This window comes from Sphingopyxis sp. (genome assembly GCF_036261875.1).
GTDB lineage: Bacteria > Pseudomonadota > Alphaproteobacteria > Sphingomonadales > Sphingomonadaceae > Sphingopyxis.
In genome coordinates this window covers 34,099-48,908 of the sequence record NZ_DATAJZ010000008.1, presented here as the reverse complement: position 1 = coordinate 48,908, position 14,810 = coordinate 34,099, and the positions used below count along the sequence as shown (strand labels likewise).

Sequence of the window (14,810 nt, the reverse complement as noted above, 5' to 3'; positions counted from 1 at the left end):
CGACTTCGGCCAAGGGCCGAAGTTTATCCTGAGCGCCTGCCAAGGCAGTCGAAGGGCTCGATACGAACGGAATGAGAGGCCTGCTCGATGAGTGAACCCGCAATGCCCGACTATCTCGACCGGGCCGATCGCCCGCGCCTCGCCTATCGCCATGTCGCGGGCAGAGGGCCGACGATCGTCTTTCTGCCCGGCTATATGTCCGACATGGCGGGCGGCAAGGCGACCGCCCTGTTCGATTGGGCCGCATCCGAAGGCCGCGCCTGCCTGCTGCTCGATTATGCCGGCTGCGGATTGTCCGACGGGCTGTTCGCCGATCAGAATCTGCTCGACTGGCGCGGCGATGTGCTCGTCCTGATCGATGCGAAGATCGATGGCCCGGTGCTGATCGTTGGATCGTCGATGGGCGGCTGGCTGATGCTGCTCGCGGCGCTCGCGCTGGTCCGGCGCGACGGGCCGAGGCGGATCGCGGGGCTCGTAGGCATTGCGGCGGCGCCCGACTTCACCGACTGGGGTTTCTCGCCCGAGGAGAAGGCGATCATCCTCGCCGAAGGGGCGCTGGTCGAGGACACGCCCTACAGCGACCAGCCCTATGTCACCACGCGCGGCTTTTTCCAGTCGGGCGAGGCGAACCGGCTGCTCGATGCCGACATCCCCCTCGCCTGCCCGGTGCGGCTGCTGCACGGGCAGGAGGATGGCGACGTTCCGCCTGAGATCAGCCTGCGCCTCGCCGCGGCGCTCGCCAGCGAGGATGTGCAGGTGACGCTGGTCAAGGGCGGCGATCACCGCCTGTCGCGCGACGGCGACATCGCGCTGCTCATCGACACGGTGGCGCGTTTGGCGGCCGCAAATTAAACTTTGATTGAAAAAAATCCGTTCCCCCGCGAAGGCGGGGGTCCATCTCCGGTGGGCGCAAGCTCGAACCGTCCGGAGATGGGTCCCCGCCTTCGCGGGGACACAAAGCGTTTCAAAGGATCATCATGGCTCGCAGCGACTTCAAATTCCACGTCACCAAGCGCGTCCGCTATGCCGAGATCGACGCGCAGCGCGTCGTGTTCAACAGCCGCTACCTCGAATATTTCGATATCGGCATCACCGAATATTGGCGCGCAGTGGGCGTCTACGACCGCTGGCCCGACCACAGCAGCCCCGAATTCCACGTCGCGCACGCCGAAGTCGATTACAAGGTGCCGATCCTGCTCGACGAGGAGATCGACATCTGCGTGCGCTGCTCGCGCGTCGGCCGCAGTTCGATGACCTTCCTGTTCGAGCTTCACGGCAAGGGCGCGGACGACCTGCGCGCGACGGGCGTCGAGGTCAGCGTCCACGTCGCCGAAGCGCGCGGTGCGCCTACGCCTGCGCCGGATGAATTCGTGGCGCTGTTCGAGACCTTTGAAGGGCGGGCTTTGCGGGGGTAGGTCTAGGCCGTCATTGCGAGGAGCATAGCGACGAAGCAATCCCCAGCTATCGGCCTTGCGCAGAGCGATAGCGGGAGATTGCTTCGCTTCGCTCGCAATGACGATTCCAGGCGAAGGCATCCTGTTCTAATGGTTCCATTCCTCAAGCCGCGCATTATGTTGGGCGCATGACCCAATATCTTCACACCATGATCCGCGTCACCGACCCCGACGCCACGGTCGATTTCTTCAAGTTGATCGGGCTCGAGGAGGTGCGCCGTTTCGACAGCGAGGCGGGCCGCTTCACGCTGATCTTCCTTGCGCCGCCGGGACAGGCCGGCGTCGCCGAGGTCGAGTTGACTTACAATTGGCCGCCCGAGGACGGCAGCGCGCCCGAAGACTATACGGGCGGGCGCAATTTCGGCCATCTCGCCTATCGCGTCGACGACATCTATGCGACCTGTCAGCGATTGATGGACGCCGGGGTGACGATCAACCGCCCGCCGCGCGACGGCCATATGGCGTTCGTGCGCTCGCCCGACGGCATTTCGGTCGAGCTGCTCCAGGACGGCCATCTGCCGCCGCAGGAACCCTGGGCCTCGATGCCCAACACCGGCGTCTGGTAAATCGGCCAAGGCTGGCCGCCCGGCGCTCCGTCTGGGAGACATGAGGCCGGAAGAAAGGAGATATTCGTGAGCCCGCTCGACATCGTCCGCATTCCGGTCCTCCATGACAATTACGTCTGGCTGGTCCACGATTCCGACAGCAAGGCGACGATGGTCGTCGATCCCGCCGTCGCCGAGCCCGTGCTGGAAGCGGCGGCCGCGCGTGGCTGGACGATCACCGACATCTGGAACACCCATTGGCACCCCGATCACACCGGCGGCAACGCAGCGATCAAGGAAGCGACAGGCTGCACGATCACGGGTCCGGCGGCGGAATATGAGCGCATCCCGACGCTCGATGTGCGGGTGACGGGCGGCGACCGCGTCCGGCTGGGCGCGCATGTCGCCGAGGTCTGGGACGTGCCCGCGCATACCGCCGGGCACATCGCCTATCATTTCGCGGCCGACGACGCGATCTTCGTCGGCGACACCATCTTCGCGATGGGCTGCGGCCGGTTGTTCGAGGGCACCGCCGAACAGATGTTCGCGAACATGCGGCGCTTCGACGCGCTGGGCGATGCGACGCGCGTCTATTGCGCGCACGAATATACGCTGTCGAACGCGCGCTTCGCGGTCACCGTCGACCCCGGCAACGCCGCGCTCACCGAACGGCTGGCGGCGGTCGAGGCGGCGCGCGCGGCGGGCGAACCGACGGTGCCGACCAGCATCGGCGCCGAACGCGCGACGAACCCCTTTCTCCGCGCCGCCACGGCGGCCGAACTGGGACGCATCCGCACGCTGAAAGACGCCGCCTGATGCCGCGGCTTCACCGTCCATTCATTTCGAAAATGTCAGCATCCCCGATGCTGCAAGGAGCCTGACGATGACCCTGACGATAACGGGCCGCAAGCCGATCCGCGCCGCGGCGCTGGCGCTGTTGGCCGCGCCGATGATGGCAAGCTGCGCCCCCAGCGGCACCGCCGAAGCGGGCGCGGCGGCGCTCAGCCCCAAGCAGGCCCAGCAGCTCGACAAACAACTCGCGGGCAAGGTGCCGGGGGAGCCGATCCAGTGCCTGCCCAGTTATCGCACCACCGACACCATCCGCATCTCGGACGATATCCTGCTCTATCGCGCGGGCGGCAATCTCGTCTATCGCAACGATCTCAAGGGAAGTTGCCCGGGCCTCGCGCGCGACAGCGACATCATGGTCGTGCGCCAGTTCGGTTCATCGACCTGCGAAGGCGATTTCTTCCATCTGGTCGACCGCAGCAGCGGCATTCGCGGTCCGACCTGCGTCTTCGGTCCATTCGTCCCCTATCGCAAACCGGCGGGGGACGCTGGCTGAGCCATCGGCTCGGCCGCAGGCGGGGCTCCGGTTTGCACCGAGCTCTTCGGGTCGCATCCCCGCCTGCATTCACTGAAACGTCGCCCCCCGCCTGTGCGGGCGCGACGGCTTATTTATACAGCGCCGCGATCTTGTCCTCATAGACCTGCCGCAGGATATGCCGCCGGATCTTCATCGAGGGCGTCATCTGCTCATTCTCGATCGTGAAGGGTTCGTCGGCGAAGTCGAACTTGCGCACCTTTTCGATCACCGAAAGCTGCTCGTTGACGCGGTCGACCGCGGCGCGGACGGCGGCGCGGAATTTCTCATGCTCGCGGAGCCGTTCGAGATCTTTCGGCAACCCCTCCGCCTCGGCCCATTCGGCCATCCACTCGGGATCGGGAACGAGGATGCCGACGAGATGCGGGCGCTTGTCGCCATAAACCATCGCCTGGAGGATTTCGGGCTGGAGCGTCAGCATCCCCTCGACGCGCTGCGGCGAGACATTGTCGCCCTTGTCGTTGACGATCAGATCTTTCTTGCGGTCGGTGATGACGATGCGCCCCTTGGCGTCGATATGGCCGATGTCGCCGGTGTGGAGCCACGGCCCCTTGTCGGGCTCCGCCGGGTCGACGACGAGCACGCGCTCGGTTTCGGGCTGGTTGCGCCAATAGCCCTTCATCACCAGTTCGCCGCGGACGAGGATTTCGCCGTCGTCGGCGATCTTCACCTCGGTGTTCATCAGCGGCGGGCCGACGGTATCCATCTTGAGCCCAGCGGCGGGGCGGTTGCAGCTGATCACCGGCCCCGCCTCGGTCTGCCCATAGCCCTGGAGCAGGGTCAGACCGATCGAGTGGAAGAACACCCCGATTTCGGGATTGAGCGGCGCGCCGCCCGACACCAGCGCCTTCATCCGGCCGCCGAAGCGCTGCTGGATCTTGGGGCGGAACAATTTGTTGAGGAGGAGGTCGACGGGGCGGTCAAACACGCCCATGCGGCGTTCATAATCCTTTTCGCCGACGCGCAGCGCCTGCCCCAACATCCAGTTCGCAAGCTTGCCCTGCTTCTCGACCGACTTGATCATCCGCGCGCGGATCACCTCGAACAACCGCGGCACGACGACCATGATCGTCGGCTTCGTCTCCTCGATGTTCGAGACGAGCTTTTCGAGCCCCTCGCTGTAATAGATTTGTGCTCCGACCATGATTGGCAGGAACTGCCCGCCCGAATGCTCATAGGCGTGGCTCAAGGGCAGGAAAGAGAGGAATGTCTCATTCTCGCCGATCCCGAAGTCGTTGACGAGAATCTCGGCCGCCCCGGCGCCATTGTGGAGGATCGCGCCATGATGCTGCATCACCCCGCGCGGCGCGCCGCCGGTGCCGCTGGTGTAGATGATGCAGGCGGTGTCGTCGCGCGTCATCGCGAGGCCGCGCGCCTTCGTCTCCTCGACCCACGCCTCGCCGCCGGTGACGAGCGGGTCCCAGTCGAGCACGCGCACATCGCCCTGCTGGCCGACGCGCAGGCTTTCCATCGTGATGACGAGCTTGACGTTCGAGCGCAGCACCGCGGGCATCAGCGTCCGCGCAAGCTTCGCGGTCGAGACGATCACCGCGCTCGCGCCGCTGTTGTCGAGGATATGCTGGTGATCGCGCTCGGTGTTGGTGGTGTAGGTCGGCACGGTGACGCAGCCCGCCGCCATGATGGCGAGGTCGGCGATGCAGAATTCGGGCCGGTTCTCGCTGACCAGCACGACGCGGTCGCCGTCCTTCAGCCCCAGTTCGCGCAGGTTGTGCGCGAGCGCCGATACCTGGTTCGCGACCTGCCGCCAGCTCAGCGGCTGCCAGACGCGATCGGCCTTGCGCCACAGGAACGGATCTTCGCCGCCCCGCCCCGCGCGGTCGAAGAACATCGCGACCAGACTCGGAAAATGGTCGAGATGGGGGTTTTCCAGCTTCATGCCTCTCGCTCTCCTCGGGAGGTTATATTGTCATTGGGCCATTCTTAAGGTCAATCGCCACACGATAGAAGCCCATAACCCCTCCGTCATCCCGGCGAAGGCCGGGATCTCGCCCTCGCGTCACAGCGCAGCGGCGAGATCCCGGCCTTCGCCGGGATGACGATGAAAAAGGCCGTAATAATCAGTTCTGCGCCGGTGCACCGTCGACCGACGAGGTGCCGGGGCCGCGCGGGTCGGCGGCGCCTTGCCAGCCATCCCCGACCCGCTGAATCGCATTGAGTTTCGAGCCGAGGTCGGTCGGCGTGAAGCTGTAGCCGAAAGGCTTCATCTTCGCGGCAATCGCCTCGCCCGCCGCATTATTCTCGATCAGCACGCCCTGCTGGCCGAAGAAGAGGTTGGGAAGCTCCATCGCCGACTTGGCGTCGAGACCCCAGTCGAGGACGCCGATCAGCGTCTTGGTCACGTGCATGATGATCCGCTTGCCGCCCGCCGAGCCAAGCGCGAGCACGACCTTGCCGTCGGGGCCATAGACGATCGTCGGCGACATCGACGACAAAGGCCGCTTGCCCGCCTGCACCCGGTTCTGCGTCGGCACGCCGTCCTGGATCGGCGCGTGGTCAAAGTCGGTGAGCTCGTTGTTGAGGAAATAGCCGTTCGCCATCAGCTGACTGCCGAAGATGCTCTCGACCGTCGAGGTCATCGACATCACGTCGCCGTCCTTGTCGGCGACGACGAAATGCGTCGTCCCCTGCTCCTTGACCGGCGCCGCCGCGGCGCGCGGCTTGGCGCCCGGCGGCGTGCCGGCCTCATAATGCCCGGCGGCGCCGAAGGGCGAGATGAGCTGGCGGCGCTCGGCGAGATAGGCCTTGTCGAGCAGCCCCTTCACCGGCACATCGACGAAATCGCTGTCGCCGAGATAGGCGGCGCGATCGGCATAGGCGAGCTGCATCGCCTCGGCGAGCAGATGCCAGCTCATCGGATCGTCCTTGCCCATCGTCTTCATGTCATAGGCTTCGAGCATCCCGAGAATGCCGAACACGGTCGTCGCCCCCGACGAGGGCGGCCCCATGCCGCAGAGTTTGTAGATGCGATAGGTGGTGCAGACCGCCGGGCGCTCCTTCGCCTTGTAGGCGGCGAGGTCCTTCAGCGTGAGCTGGGTCGCGTTACGCGGCGCTTTCGCGACCGCGTCGCTGATCGCCTTGGCATTGGCGCCCGCGTAGAAGGCCTCGGGGCCGCGCGCCGCGATGTCGCGGAGGATCGCGGCATAGGCGGGGTTCCGGATCGTCGTGCCGACCGGCGCGGGCTTGCCGCCCACATAATAGATGGCGCGCGCCGCCGGGAAGTCCTTCCATAGCGGCTCGAACTGGACGAGCCAGTTATTGAGCGCGGGGGTGACCTGATAGCCCTCCTCGGCCAGCTTGATCGCGGGCTGGAACAGCGCCTTCCATTCGAGCTTGCCCCATTTCTTGTGCGCCATTTCCATCAGCCGGACGTTGCCCGGAACGCCGACCGAGAGGCCGCCGGGAATGATGTCCATATAGGGACGCGGCTTGCCGTCGGGACCGAGGAAACGCTCGGGCTTCGCCGCGGCGGGCGCGGTCTCGCGGCCGTCGATCGTCGAGATGCTGCCATCCTTCGCATCGTGATAGACCATGAAGCCGCCGCCGCCGATACCGCTCGACTGCGGCTCGACGAGTGTCAGCACCGCGACCATCGCAATCGCCGCGTCGGCGGCGCTGCCGCCCTCGTGCAATATCTCGCGCCCGGCCTCGGTCGCGCGCGGATCGGCGGACGAGGTGACGCCCTGCGCGCTCGCGAGCGACGGGAAGGCGATGACGAAGAGGCTGAAGGCCGCAAGGAGTCGTTTGATCATGGGCGCGACATTGGCGCGCCCCTCTGGCGAGCGCAACCCCGCCCTATCGTTCCATTACCCCCGTGTCCCCGCGAAGGCGGGGACCCATCTTCTGCCGGTTCAACATAACGCGGTCCGGAGATGGGCTCCCGCCTTCGCGGGAGCACACGGCTTACTAACTGCCAGAGGCGGTTCCGACCGCATCGCTGACCCGCGCGAACCCATCGCGCGCGGCGAGCTTTTCGAGACCGTGCGCGATGCGCGCGGCAAGCCCCGGCCCTTCATAGACCATCGCCGAATAGATCTGAACCAGGCTGGCGCCCGCACGGATGCGCTGCCACGCCTGCTCGGCCGAGCCGATCCCGCCCGCGGCGATCAGCGGCAGCTTGCCGCCGCTCGCAGCGCGAAAATCCCTGACGCGCTGGAGCGCCAGTTCGGCGAGCGGCGCGCCCGACAGCCCGCCGGCCTCGCCGCCATGGCGCGAGGCGAGCACCGGCCGCGCGATCGTCGTGTTCGATACGATCACCGCGGCGAGCCCCTTGGCGAAGGCAACCGCGACGATGTCGTCGATGTCGGCGGGTTCGAGGTCGGGTGCGACCTTGAGGAACACCGGCTTTGCCGCGCCCTTCGGTTGCGCAGCCGCGACGCCATCGAGCAAGGCTTCGAGCGCGCCCTTGTCCTGCAAGGCGCGCAGTCCGGGCGTGTTCGGCGACGATATATTCACCGTCAGATAATCGGCGAGCGGCGCCATCGCGGCGGTGCCCTTCGCATAGTCGGCGATGCGGTCGGCGCTGTCCTTGTTCGCGCCGATGTTGATACCGAGCGGCACCGGCAGGCCGTAACGGCGCAGGCACGCGATGCGGTCCGCCGCCCGCGCCTGCCCGCCGTTGTTGAAGCCCATGCGGTTGATCACGGCGCGATCCTCGACCAGCCGGAACAGGCGCGGGCGTGGATTGCCCTCTTGCGGCAGCGGGGTCAGCGTGCCGACTTCGACGAAGCCGAAGCCGAAATGCGGCATCGCGTGCGCGGCGCGCGCATCCTTGTCGAAGCCAGGGGCGAGACCGACGGGATTCGGGAAATGCAGCCCGGCGAGATCGGTCGCCAGCACCGGACTGGTCAACGCGCGACGCGCGCGCGGCAAGGGCTGAAGCGCGTTCAGCGTCAGATTATGCGCCGCTTCGCCATCGCTGGCGTGGACGAGCGGGCGGACGAGCGCATAAGCGGCGTCGGCGGCGGATGCGATGAACGACATGGGGTCGCCATTGCGCGCGCCGGGCCGCTATGGCAAGTCCGCCAGCACAGGAAAACAGGGAGAAAATCGTGTCGCACCGCCGCCTGATCGTCGCATTGTCCACCAGCCTGCTGGCGCTGACCGTTGCCGGCTGCGCCGCGCAGCCCGGCGTCGTCACGCCCGCCGCCGAGGCCGCGCCGGACCAGCCGCCCGCGGGGGCCGACCTTGCCGGCTTCTTCCAGAAATACGACGATGCGCAACTCTCGCTGAGCCCGCAGGGCAAGGCCTATCGCGGCATTCGCGACGCCGATTATGGCCGCTGGGACGATGTCGGCGACGAAGCCGCGGTCGCGCGCCACAAATTGCAGCAGGCGAGCGCCGACGCGATGCGCGCGAGCTTCGATCCGGCGACGCTTTCCGCCGACGACGCGCTGTCGTTCGAGCTGTTCAACGCGCAGGCGGCGCGCGCCGACCGGCTCTTCGCGTGGCGCGACCACGACTATATCTTCGACCAGATGAACGGCGCGCAGAGCCGGCTTCCCGCTTTCCTGATCAACATCCACCGCGTCGCCAACGTCGCCGAGGCCGAAGCCTATGTTTCGCGCATTCGCGGGCTCGGCCCGCTGCTCGACGCGCTGTCGGCCGAATCGGCGAAGCGCGCCGGACAAGGCTATGCGCCGCCGAAATGGGTCTATGCCTATGTGCTTTCGGATATCCGCAACCTGCTGAAACCCGACAATGCGGTGATCGAGGATATCACGGCGAAGGTCGGCAAGCTCGACGCCGATGCGACCGAAAAAGCCCGGCTGATCGACGCCGCCAAAGCCGCCTGGGCCGACAGCGCGGCCCCCGCCTATACCCGCCTGCTCGCCGAGATGGAGCGCCAGCAGGCGGTCGCGCCGACCGAGGACGGCGTTTGGCGGATGCTCGGCGGCAAGGATTATTACGCCGCGCTGCTCGCCAATTATACGACCACCGACATGAGCGCGGAACAGATCCACGACCTCGGCCTGTCCGAAGTCGCGCGCATCCATGGCGAGATGGAAGCGATCATGAAGAAGGTCGGCTTCAAGGGCACGCTGCCGCAATTCTTCGAGCATCTGCGGACGAGCCCGCAATATTATTACACGACCCGCGAGGCCTATCTTTCCGACGTCGCCGCCAAAGTGAAGGCGATGGAGGCGCGGCTTCCCGCCTATTTCAACACGCTGCCGAAGGCGCCCTTGCAGGTGAAGGCGGTCGAGGCATTCCGCGAGAAGTCGGCGGGCAAGGCCTTTTACCAGTCGCCCTCGCCCGACGGGTCGCGGCCCGGCACCTATTATGTGAACCTCTATGACCTGCGCGACATGTCGAAGATCGAGCTCGAGGCGCTGGTTTATCATGAGGGCATTCCCGGCCACCACCTCCAGCGCGCGGTGCAGACCGAACTCACCGGCCTGCCGCCCTTCCGCCGCTTCGGCGGCTTCACCGCCTATACCGAGGGCTGGGGCCTCTATTCGGAGGAGCTGGCGAAGGACATGGGCGCCTATACCGATCCCTACAGCGATTTCGGGCGGCTGGGGATGGAGCTGTGGCGCGCGTGCCGGCTCGTCGTCGATACCGGCATCCACGACAAGCGCTGGAGCCGCGAGCAGGCGATCCAGTATCTGAAGGACAATACCCCCAACCCCCAAGGCGACATCGAGAAAGCGATCGAGCGCTATATCGTCTATCCCGGGCAGGCGACCGCCTATCTGATCGGCAAGCTCAAGATCATGGAGCTCAGAACCCGCGCGCAGACCGCGCTCGGGGACCGCTTCGACATCCGCGCCTTCCACGACACGGTATTGCAATCGGGTCCGGTGCCGCTCGACATATTGGAGCGCCGGGTCGATGCCTGGATCGCGCGCGAGAAGCAGGGCTGACACGGAATTGCGGCTTGACGCCTCGCCGCAAATGGAAAATTATAGCGGGTAGAAAAAGGTGGCAACAAAGCTGCCTGGGGTCGGTCTCGTCATGTCGGAAACTGCTACGCCAGCGGGCGCGGAGGGCGATGCGCCGTTCGAGCTCCAATATTTCCCGCCCGATCCCGATCTGGCGGAGATGGTATCGAGCTTCTACTTCGTGCGGATCGACATGCCGCTGTTCGACGAGGCCGAGCGCGCCGACCGACCGCAATTCCGGATCATGAGCACGGCCGAGGGCGAATATGTCTTCCCCGACGGCCACCGCTTTCCCGCCGGGCGCGCGACGATCATCGGCCCGACGAGCGGCAGCGTGCGCGCGATCGGCCGCGGCCCGCTTCGCATCTATGGCTTCGGGATGATGCCCGCGGGCTGGGCGACGCTGATGGGCGACCATGCCGACAAGCTGACCGACCGCGCGATCGACGCCGCCGACCTGTTCGGAAACTGGATCGAGGAAGTGATCGAAACGCTGATCGGCGCCGCCGATACCGCCGAGCGGCTGGTGATCGCCAATAATTTCGTCCGCGAAATCCTGAAAAAGAACGAGCCGGCGCCGGTGTGGTTCACGCGCACGGTCGACCAATGGCTGACCGAATCGATATCGCCGCAGGTTCCCGATCTCGTCGAGGCGACGGGCATGTCGATCCGCTCGGTCGAACGGATGACCAAACATTATTACGGCCTGTCGCCGCGGATGCTGGCGCGCAAATATCGCGCGGTCCGCGCGGCCTCGGCGCTCGCGCGCGGCGAATGCCTGGAGGAAGCGCAGCTCGGCGACGCCTTTTACGACCAGTCGCACCTGATCCGCGAGATGAAGCGCTTCGCGGGCGCGACCCCCGGCCAGCTCGCCCACCCTACCCTCTATACCGAAGCGACGACCAGGGGCCGCAAGCAGATGGCGGGCAAGGTCAGCCCGCTCGTCTCGGACACCTGATCCCCGACCCGTCCCACGACAGGACGAAAGAAAATGGCGCCGAACGACGATTTGGCGTTTTCGTCCAATCGCGAATCGCGCGGCGGGCATAATCGGACCTTGCGACCCAGAAGAGCTCTTCCTCTGACGAGGACTGAGACCTTCATCTCGGCACTCGCTCGGTCTCGGCCGGGCGGGTGCCATCTTTTGTCGCCTCCGGCCCGCTCTTCCTACCGTCATCCCGGACTTGATCCGGGATCCATTCTCTCAGCACTGCGGAAATGGATCCCGGATCAAGTCCGGGATGACGAAGCTGGAACGGTCGGCTTACACCCATTCCCCTCTTTACCCCGCCCAACCACGGCTTGCTTGCGCCGCGCGCAACCCTCGCCTATATAAGTGGAGTAATTTGCTCCAGTTAAGAATCATTCGCAATTCCAACGAGGATTTCGTGCGCCTGTCGAACCTTGCCGATTATGCCGTGGTGCTGATGAGCGCCGCCGCGCGCCAGTGCGGATCGGTGCCGCTGCACGCCGCGCTGCTCGCCGAGCAGACCGGGATTCCGGGGCCGACCGCGCAAAAGCTGGTGAGCGGCCTCGCGCGCGCCGGGCTGCTCGTCGCCTCGCGCGGCAGCGGCGGCGGCGTGCGGCTCGCGCGGCCCGCGGCGGCGATCAACGTCGCCGAGATCATCGAGGCGGTCGAAGGCCCGATCGCGCTGACCGCCTGCTGTGACGAGGGGCGCCACGACTGCGGCTTCGAAGGAAGCTGCCAGGTCCAGCCGCACCTCGGCGTCGTCAACGGCGCGGTGCGCGCGGCGCTGGCGGGCATCAGCCTGGCGAGCCTCGTTAAACCCCTCCCGCTTGCGGGAGGGGTTTGGGGAGGGCCTGTTGCCACCCCCGCTTCCGCCGACACTCCCTCCCCCAACCCCTCCCGCAAGCGGGAGGGGAGGATAGAAGCATGACCGACAACCCCACCCTCCCCGTCAAGGACCAGGCCGCGCACGATGCCGCGGCGAAGGTCGCCGATTATGAACATGGCTGGTCGTCGGCGATCGAAACCGACTTCGCGCCGAAAGGGCTGAACGAGGATATCGTCCGTTTCATCAGCGCCAAGAAGAACGAGCCCGAATGGATGCTCGACTGGCGGCTGAAGGCGTTTCGCCACTGGCTGACGATGGAGACGCCCGACTGGGCGAAGCTCGACGTTCCGCCGATCGACTATCAGGACGCCTATTATTACGCAGCGCCCAAGGCGAAGCCGAAGCTGGCGAGCCTCGACGAGGTCGATCCCGAAATTTTGGAAGTTTATAAAAAGCTCGGCATCCCGATCGAGGAGCAAAAGGTGCTCGCCGGGGTCGAGGGCGCGCGCAAGGTCGCGGTCGACGCGGTGTTCGACAGCGTCAGCGTCGCGACGACCTTCCGCGAGGAATTGAAGCGCGCGGGGGTGATCTTCCTCTCGATCAGCGAAGCGATCCGCGAATATCCCGATCTGGTGAAGAAGTGGCTCGGCAAGGTCGTGCCGATGCACGACAATTATTTCGCGACGCTCAACTGCGCGGTCTTTTCGGACGGCACCTTCGTCTATGTGCCCGAGGGGGTGCGCTGCCCGATGGAGCTTTCCACCTATTTCCGCATCAATGCCGAGAATACGGGGCAGTTCGAGCGGACGCTGATCATCGCCGACAAGGGCGCCTACGTCTCCTACCTCGAGGGTTGCACCGCGCCGATGCGCGACGAGAACCAGCTTCACGCCGCGGTGGTCGAACTGGTCGCGCTCGACGATGCCGAGATCAAATATTCGACCGTCCAGAACTGGTATCCCGGCAATGCCGAGGGCCTCGGTGGCATCTATAATTTCGTCACCAAGCGCGCGCTGTGCCAGGGCGCGCGGTCGAAAGTGTCGTGGACGCAGGTCGAAACCGGCAGCGCGATCACCTGGAAATATCCGAGCTGCGTCCTCAACGGCGACGACAGCGTCGGCGAATTCTATTCGGTCGCCGTCACCAACAATTTCCAGCAGGCCGACACCGGCACCAAGATGATCCACAACGGCAAGCGCACCCGCTCGACCATCGTGTCGAAGGGCATCAGCGCGGGCCAGTCGAACAACAGCTACCGCGGCCTGGTGCGCGTCGCGCCCAATGCCGAGGGCGTGCGCAACTTCACCCAGTGCGACAGCCTGCTGCTCGGCGACCGCTGCGGGGCGCATACGGTGCCCTACATCGAGGTCCGCAATCCGAGCGCGCAGGTCGAGCATGAAGCGACGACGAGCAAGATCAGCGACGACCAGCTCTTCTACGCGATGCAGCGCGGGCTGTCGCAGGAAGAAGCCGTGGCGCTGATCGTCAACGGTTTCGCGAAGGAAGTGCTGCAGCAATTGCCGATGGAGTTTGCGGTCGAGGCGCAGAAGCTGCTGGGGATTTCGCTTGAGGGGAGCGTGGGGTGATGGATGGAATGATTGCCTCCGTCGTCTGCGGCCTCTTTGCGGTTTTGTTTGCCTTCGTTGCGAAGCGAAGAATCGAAACCGGCTCAATTTTAGCTTCGTCCGAACCTGGAATGGGCTCGGGCCAGACGACACGTGAGAAGTATCCGATCTTCTTCTGGTTTTGGAATATCCAACTCATCGGCGTGACCCTGATATTTGGTACAGTCGCTATTATGTGCCTCGCAGAGGCAGTTGGGATCACGCACTTCTCAAACACCCTTGAAGGCCAACATGCTCAAGATTGAAAACCTCCACGCCACCGTCGCCGACAAGCCGATCCTGAAGGGGCTGTCGCTCAGCATCAATGCGGGCGAGATTCATGCGATCATGGGGCCGAACGGCGCGGGTAAGTCGACGCTGGCCTATGTGCTGGGCGGCCGGCCGGGGTATGAAGTGACCGAGGGGTCGGTGACCTTTTCTCCCCTCCCGCTTGCGGGAGGGGTCGGGGGAGGGTCTGTTTCGGCATCGTCCGATCTCGACATGCCCTCCCCTAACCCCTCCCGCAAGCGGGAGGGGGATTTGGACCTCCTCGCCCTCGACCCGCACGAGCGCGCCGCGGCGGGGCTGTTCCTCGGCTTCCAATATCCGGTCGAAATTCCCGGCGTCTCGAACGTCCAGTTCCTGCGCGAAAGCCTCAACGCCCAGCGCAAGGCGCGCGGTGAGGAGCCGCTGTCGGGCGGCGATTTCCTCAAGCTCGCGCGCGAGAAGGCGGGGCTGCTCAAGCTCGACATGGATATGCTCAAGCGCCCGGTGAACGTCGGCTTTTCGGGCGGCGAGAAGAAGCGCAACGAGATGGTGCAGATGGGCATCCTCGACCCGAAGCTCGCGATCCTCGATGAGACGGACTCAGGCCTCGACATCGACGCGCTGCGTATCGTCGGCGACGGGATCAATGCGATCATGCGGCGCCCCGACAAGGCGGTGCTGCTGATCACCCATTATCAGCGCCTGCTCGACTATGTGCAGCCCGATTTCGTCCACGTCCTCGCCGCCGGCCGCATCGTCAAGTCGGGCGGGCCGGAGCTGGCGCGCGAACTCGAAGCGCATGGCTATGCGGAGGTGGTGGCGTGAGAGTGACGCGCCGCACGATCCTCCCCGGAACGG

General features: G+C 65.5%; 14 protein-coding genes. 11 read left to right on the top strand and 3 right to left on the bottom strand.

Annotated features, from left to right (window positions below):
* Positions 1-87 precede the first annotated feature (87 nt).
* The 5 genes from VHO04_RS03740 to VHO04_RS03720 all read left to right on the top strand — a co-directional run bounded on the left by VHO04_RS03740 (position 88) and on the right by VHO04_RS03720 (position 3,344).
* Positions 88-852, top strand: a complete 765-nt coding sequence (locus tag VHO04_RS03740; RefSeq protein ID WP_329627064.1) for an alpha/beta hydrolase — start codon at positions 88-90, stop codon at positions 850-852.
* Positions 853-977: 125 nt separating this feature from the next.
* Positions 978-1,415, top strand: a complete 438-nt coding sequence (locus VHO04_RS03735; RefSeq protein WP_329627063.1) for a thioesterase family protein — start codon at positions 978-980, stop codon at positions 1,413-1,415.
* Positions 1,416-1,582: 167 nt separating this feature from the next.
* A complete protein-coding gene (locus tag VHO04_RS03730; protein WP_329627062.1) occupies positions 1,583-2,020 on the top strand; it encodes a VOC family protein in 438 nt (145 codons plus the stop codon).
* Between the two features lie 66 nt (positions 2,021-2,086).
* The gene (gloB, locus tag VHO04_RS03725; protein ID WP_329627061.1) at positions 2,087-2,815 is read left to right on the top strand and encodes a hydroxyacylglutathione hydrolase; all 729 of its coding nucleotides are present in this window, start codon (positions 2,087-2,089) and stop codon (positions 2,813-2,815) included.
* A 67-nt stretch (positions 2,816-2,882) separates the two neighbouring features.
* The gene (locus tag VHO04_RS03720) at positions 2,883-3,344 is read left to right on the top strand and encodes a hypothetical protein (RefSeq protein ID WP_329627060.1); all 462 of its coding nucleotides are present in this window, start codon (positions 2,883-2,885) and stop codon (positions 3,342-3,344) included.
* A gap of 109 nt (positions 3,345-3,453) precedes the next feature.
* On the opposite strand, the gene VHO04_RS03715 is transcribed toward VHO04_RS03720, so the two are convergent.
* From VHO04_RS03715 to VHO04_RS03705, 3 genes are all read right to left on the bottom strand, one after another.
* Positions 3,454-5,280 (bottom strand): AMP-dependent synthetase/ligase, encoded by a 1,827-nt coding sequence (locus VHO04_RS03715; RefSeq protein WP_329627059.1) that lies wholly within the window; start codon positions 5,278-5,280, stop codon positions 3,454-3,456.
* Between the two features lie 181 nt (positions 5,281-5,461).
* Positions 5,462-7,153 carry a gamma-glutamyltransferase gene (gene ggt, locus VHO04_RS03710; RefSeq protein ID WP_329627058.1) on the bottom strand — a complete coding sequence of 564 codons (1,692 nt, stop codon included), beginning with the start codon at positions 7,151-7,153 and terminating at the stop codon, positions 5,462-5,464.
* Between the two features lie 154 nt (positions 7,154-7,307).
* Entirely contained in the window at positions 7,308-8,384 is a 1,077-nt protein-coding gene (locus VHO04_RS03705) for a quinone-dependent dihydroorotate dehydrogenase (protein ID WP_329627057.1), read from the bottom strand.
* A gap of 29 nt (positions 8,385-8,413) precedes the next feature.
* On the opposite strand from VHO04_RS03705, the gene VHO04_RS03700 reads away from it, so the two are divergent.
* The 6 genes from VHO04_RS03700 to sufC all read left to right on the top strand — a co-directional run bounded on the left by VHO04_RS03700 (position 8,414) and on the right by sufC (position 14,777).
* Positions 8,414-10,267 carry a DUF885 domain-containing protein gene (locus VHO04_RS03700; protein ID WP_414713078.1) on the top strand — a complete coding sequence of 618 codons (1,854 nt, stop codon included), beginning with the start codon at positions 8,414-8,416 and terminating at the stop codon, positions 10,265-10,267.
* A 58-nt stretch (positions 10,268-10,325) separates the two neighbouring features.
* Positions 10,326-11,243, top strand: coding sequence for a helix-turn-helix domain-containing protein (locus VHO04_RS03695; protein WP_329627055.1), 918 nt, complete (start codon positions 10,326-10,328; stop codon positions 11,241-11,243).
* Positions 11,244-11,673: 430 nt separating this feature from the next.
* Positions 11,674-12,183: an Rrf2 family transcriptional regulator gene (locus VHO04_RS03690; protein ID WP_329627178.1), complete on the top strand. Its 510-nt coding sequence runs from the start codon at positions 11,674-11,676 to the stop codon at positions 12,181-12,183.
* Complete coding sequence (sufB, locus tag VHO04_RS03685) at positions 12,180-13,667, top strand: Fe-S cluster assembly protein SufB (RefSeq protein ID WP_329627054.1); 1,488 nt, start codon at positions 12,180-12,182, stop codon at positions 13,665-13,667. The genes VHO04_RS03690 and sufB overlap by 4 nt, the downstream gene beginning before the upstream one ends.
* A complete protein-coding gene (locus tag VHO04_RS03680) occupies positions 13,667-13,951 on the top strand; it encodes a hypothetical protein (RefSeq protein WP_329627053.1) in 285 nt (94 codons plus the stop codon). The genes sufB and VHO04_RS03680 overlap by 1 nt, the downstream gene beginning before the upstream one ends.
* Positions 13,938-14,777 carry a Fe-S cluster assembly ATPase SufC gene (gene sufC / locus VHO04_RS03675; protein ID WP_329627052.1) on the top strand — a complete coding sequence of 280 codons (840 nt, stop codon included), beginning with the start codon at positions 13,938-13,940 and terminating at the stop codon, positions 14,775-14,777. Before VHO04_RS03680 ends, sufC begins: the two co-directional genes overlap by 14 nt.
* Positions 14,778-14,810 lie beyond the last annotated feature (33 nt).

Coding starts and splice junctions, on each gene's coding strand:
- VHO04_RS03740 (WP_329627064.1), top strand. CDS start 88: ATGAGTGAACCCGCAATGCCCGACTATCTCGACCGGGCCGATCGCCCG.
- VHO04_RS03735 (WP_329627063.1), top strand. CDS start 978: ATGGCTCGCAGCGACTTCAAATTCCACGTCACCAAGCGCGTCCGCTAT.
- VHO04_RS03730 (WP_329627062.1), top strand. CDS start 1,583: ATGACCCAATATCTTCACACCATGATCCGCGTCACCGACCCCGACGCC.
- VHO04_RS03720 (WP_329627060.1), top strand. CDS start 2,883: ATGACCCTGACGATAACGGGCCGCAAGCCGATCCGCGCCGCGGCGCTG.
- VHO04_RS03715 (WP_329627059.1), bottom strand. CDS start 5,280: ATGAAGCTGGAAAACCCCCATCTCGACCATTTTCCGAGTCTGGTCGCG.
- ggt (WP_329627058.1), bottom strand. CDS start 7,153: ATGATCAAACGACTCCTTGCGGCCTTCAGCCTCTTCGTCATCGCCTTC.
- VHO04_RS03705 (WP_329627057.1), bottom strand. CDS start 8,384: ATGTCGTTCATCGCATCCGCCGCCGACGCCGCTTATGCGCTCGTCCGC.
- VHO04_RS03700 (WP_414713078.1), top strand. CDS start 8,414: ATGGCAAGTCCGCCAGCACAGGAAAACAGGGAGAAAATCGTGTCGCAC.
- sufB (WP_329627054.1), top strand. CDS start 12,180: ATGACCGACAACCCCACCCTCCCCGTCAAGGACCAGGCCGCGCACGAT.
- VHO04_RS03680 (WP_329627053.1), top strand. CDS start 13,667: ATGGATGGAATGATTGCCTCCGTCGTCTGCGGCCTCTTTGCGGTTTTG.
- sufC (WP_329627052.1), top strand. CDS start 13,938: ATGCTCAAGATTGAAAACCTCCACGCCACCGTCGCCGACAAGCCGATC.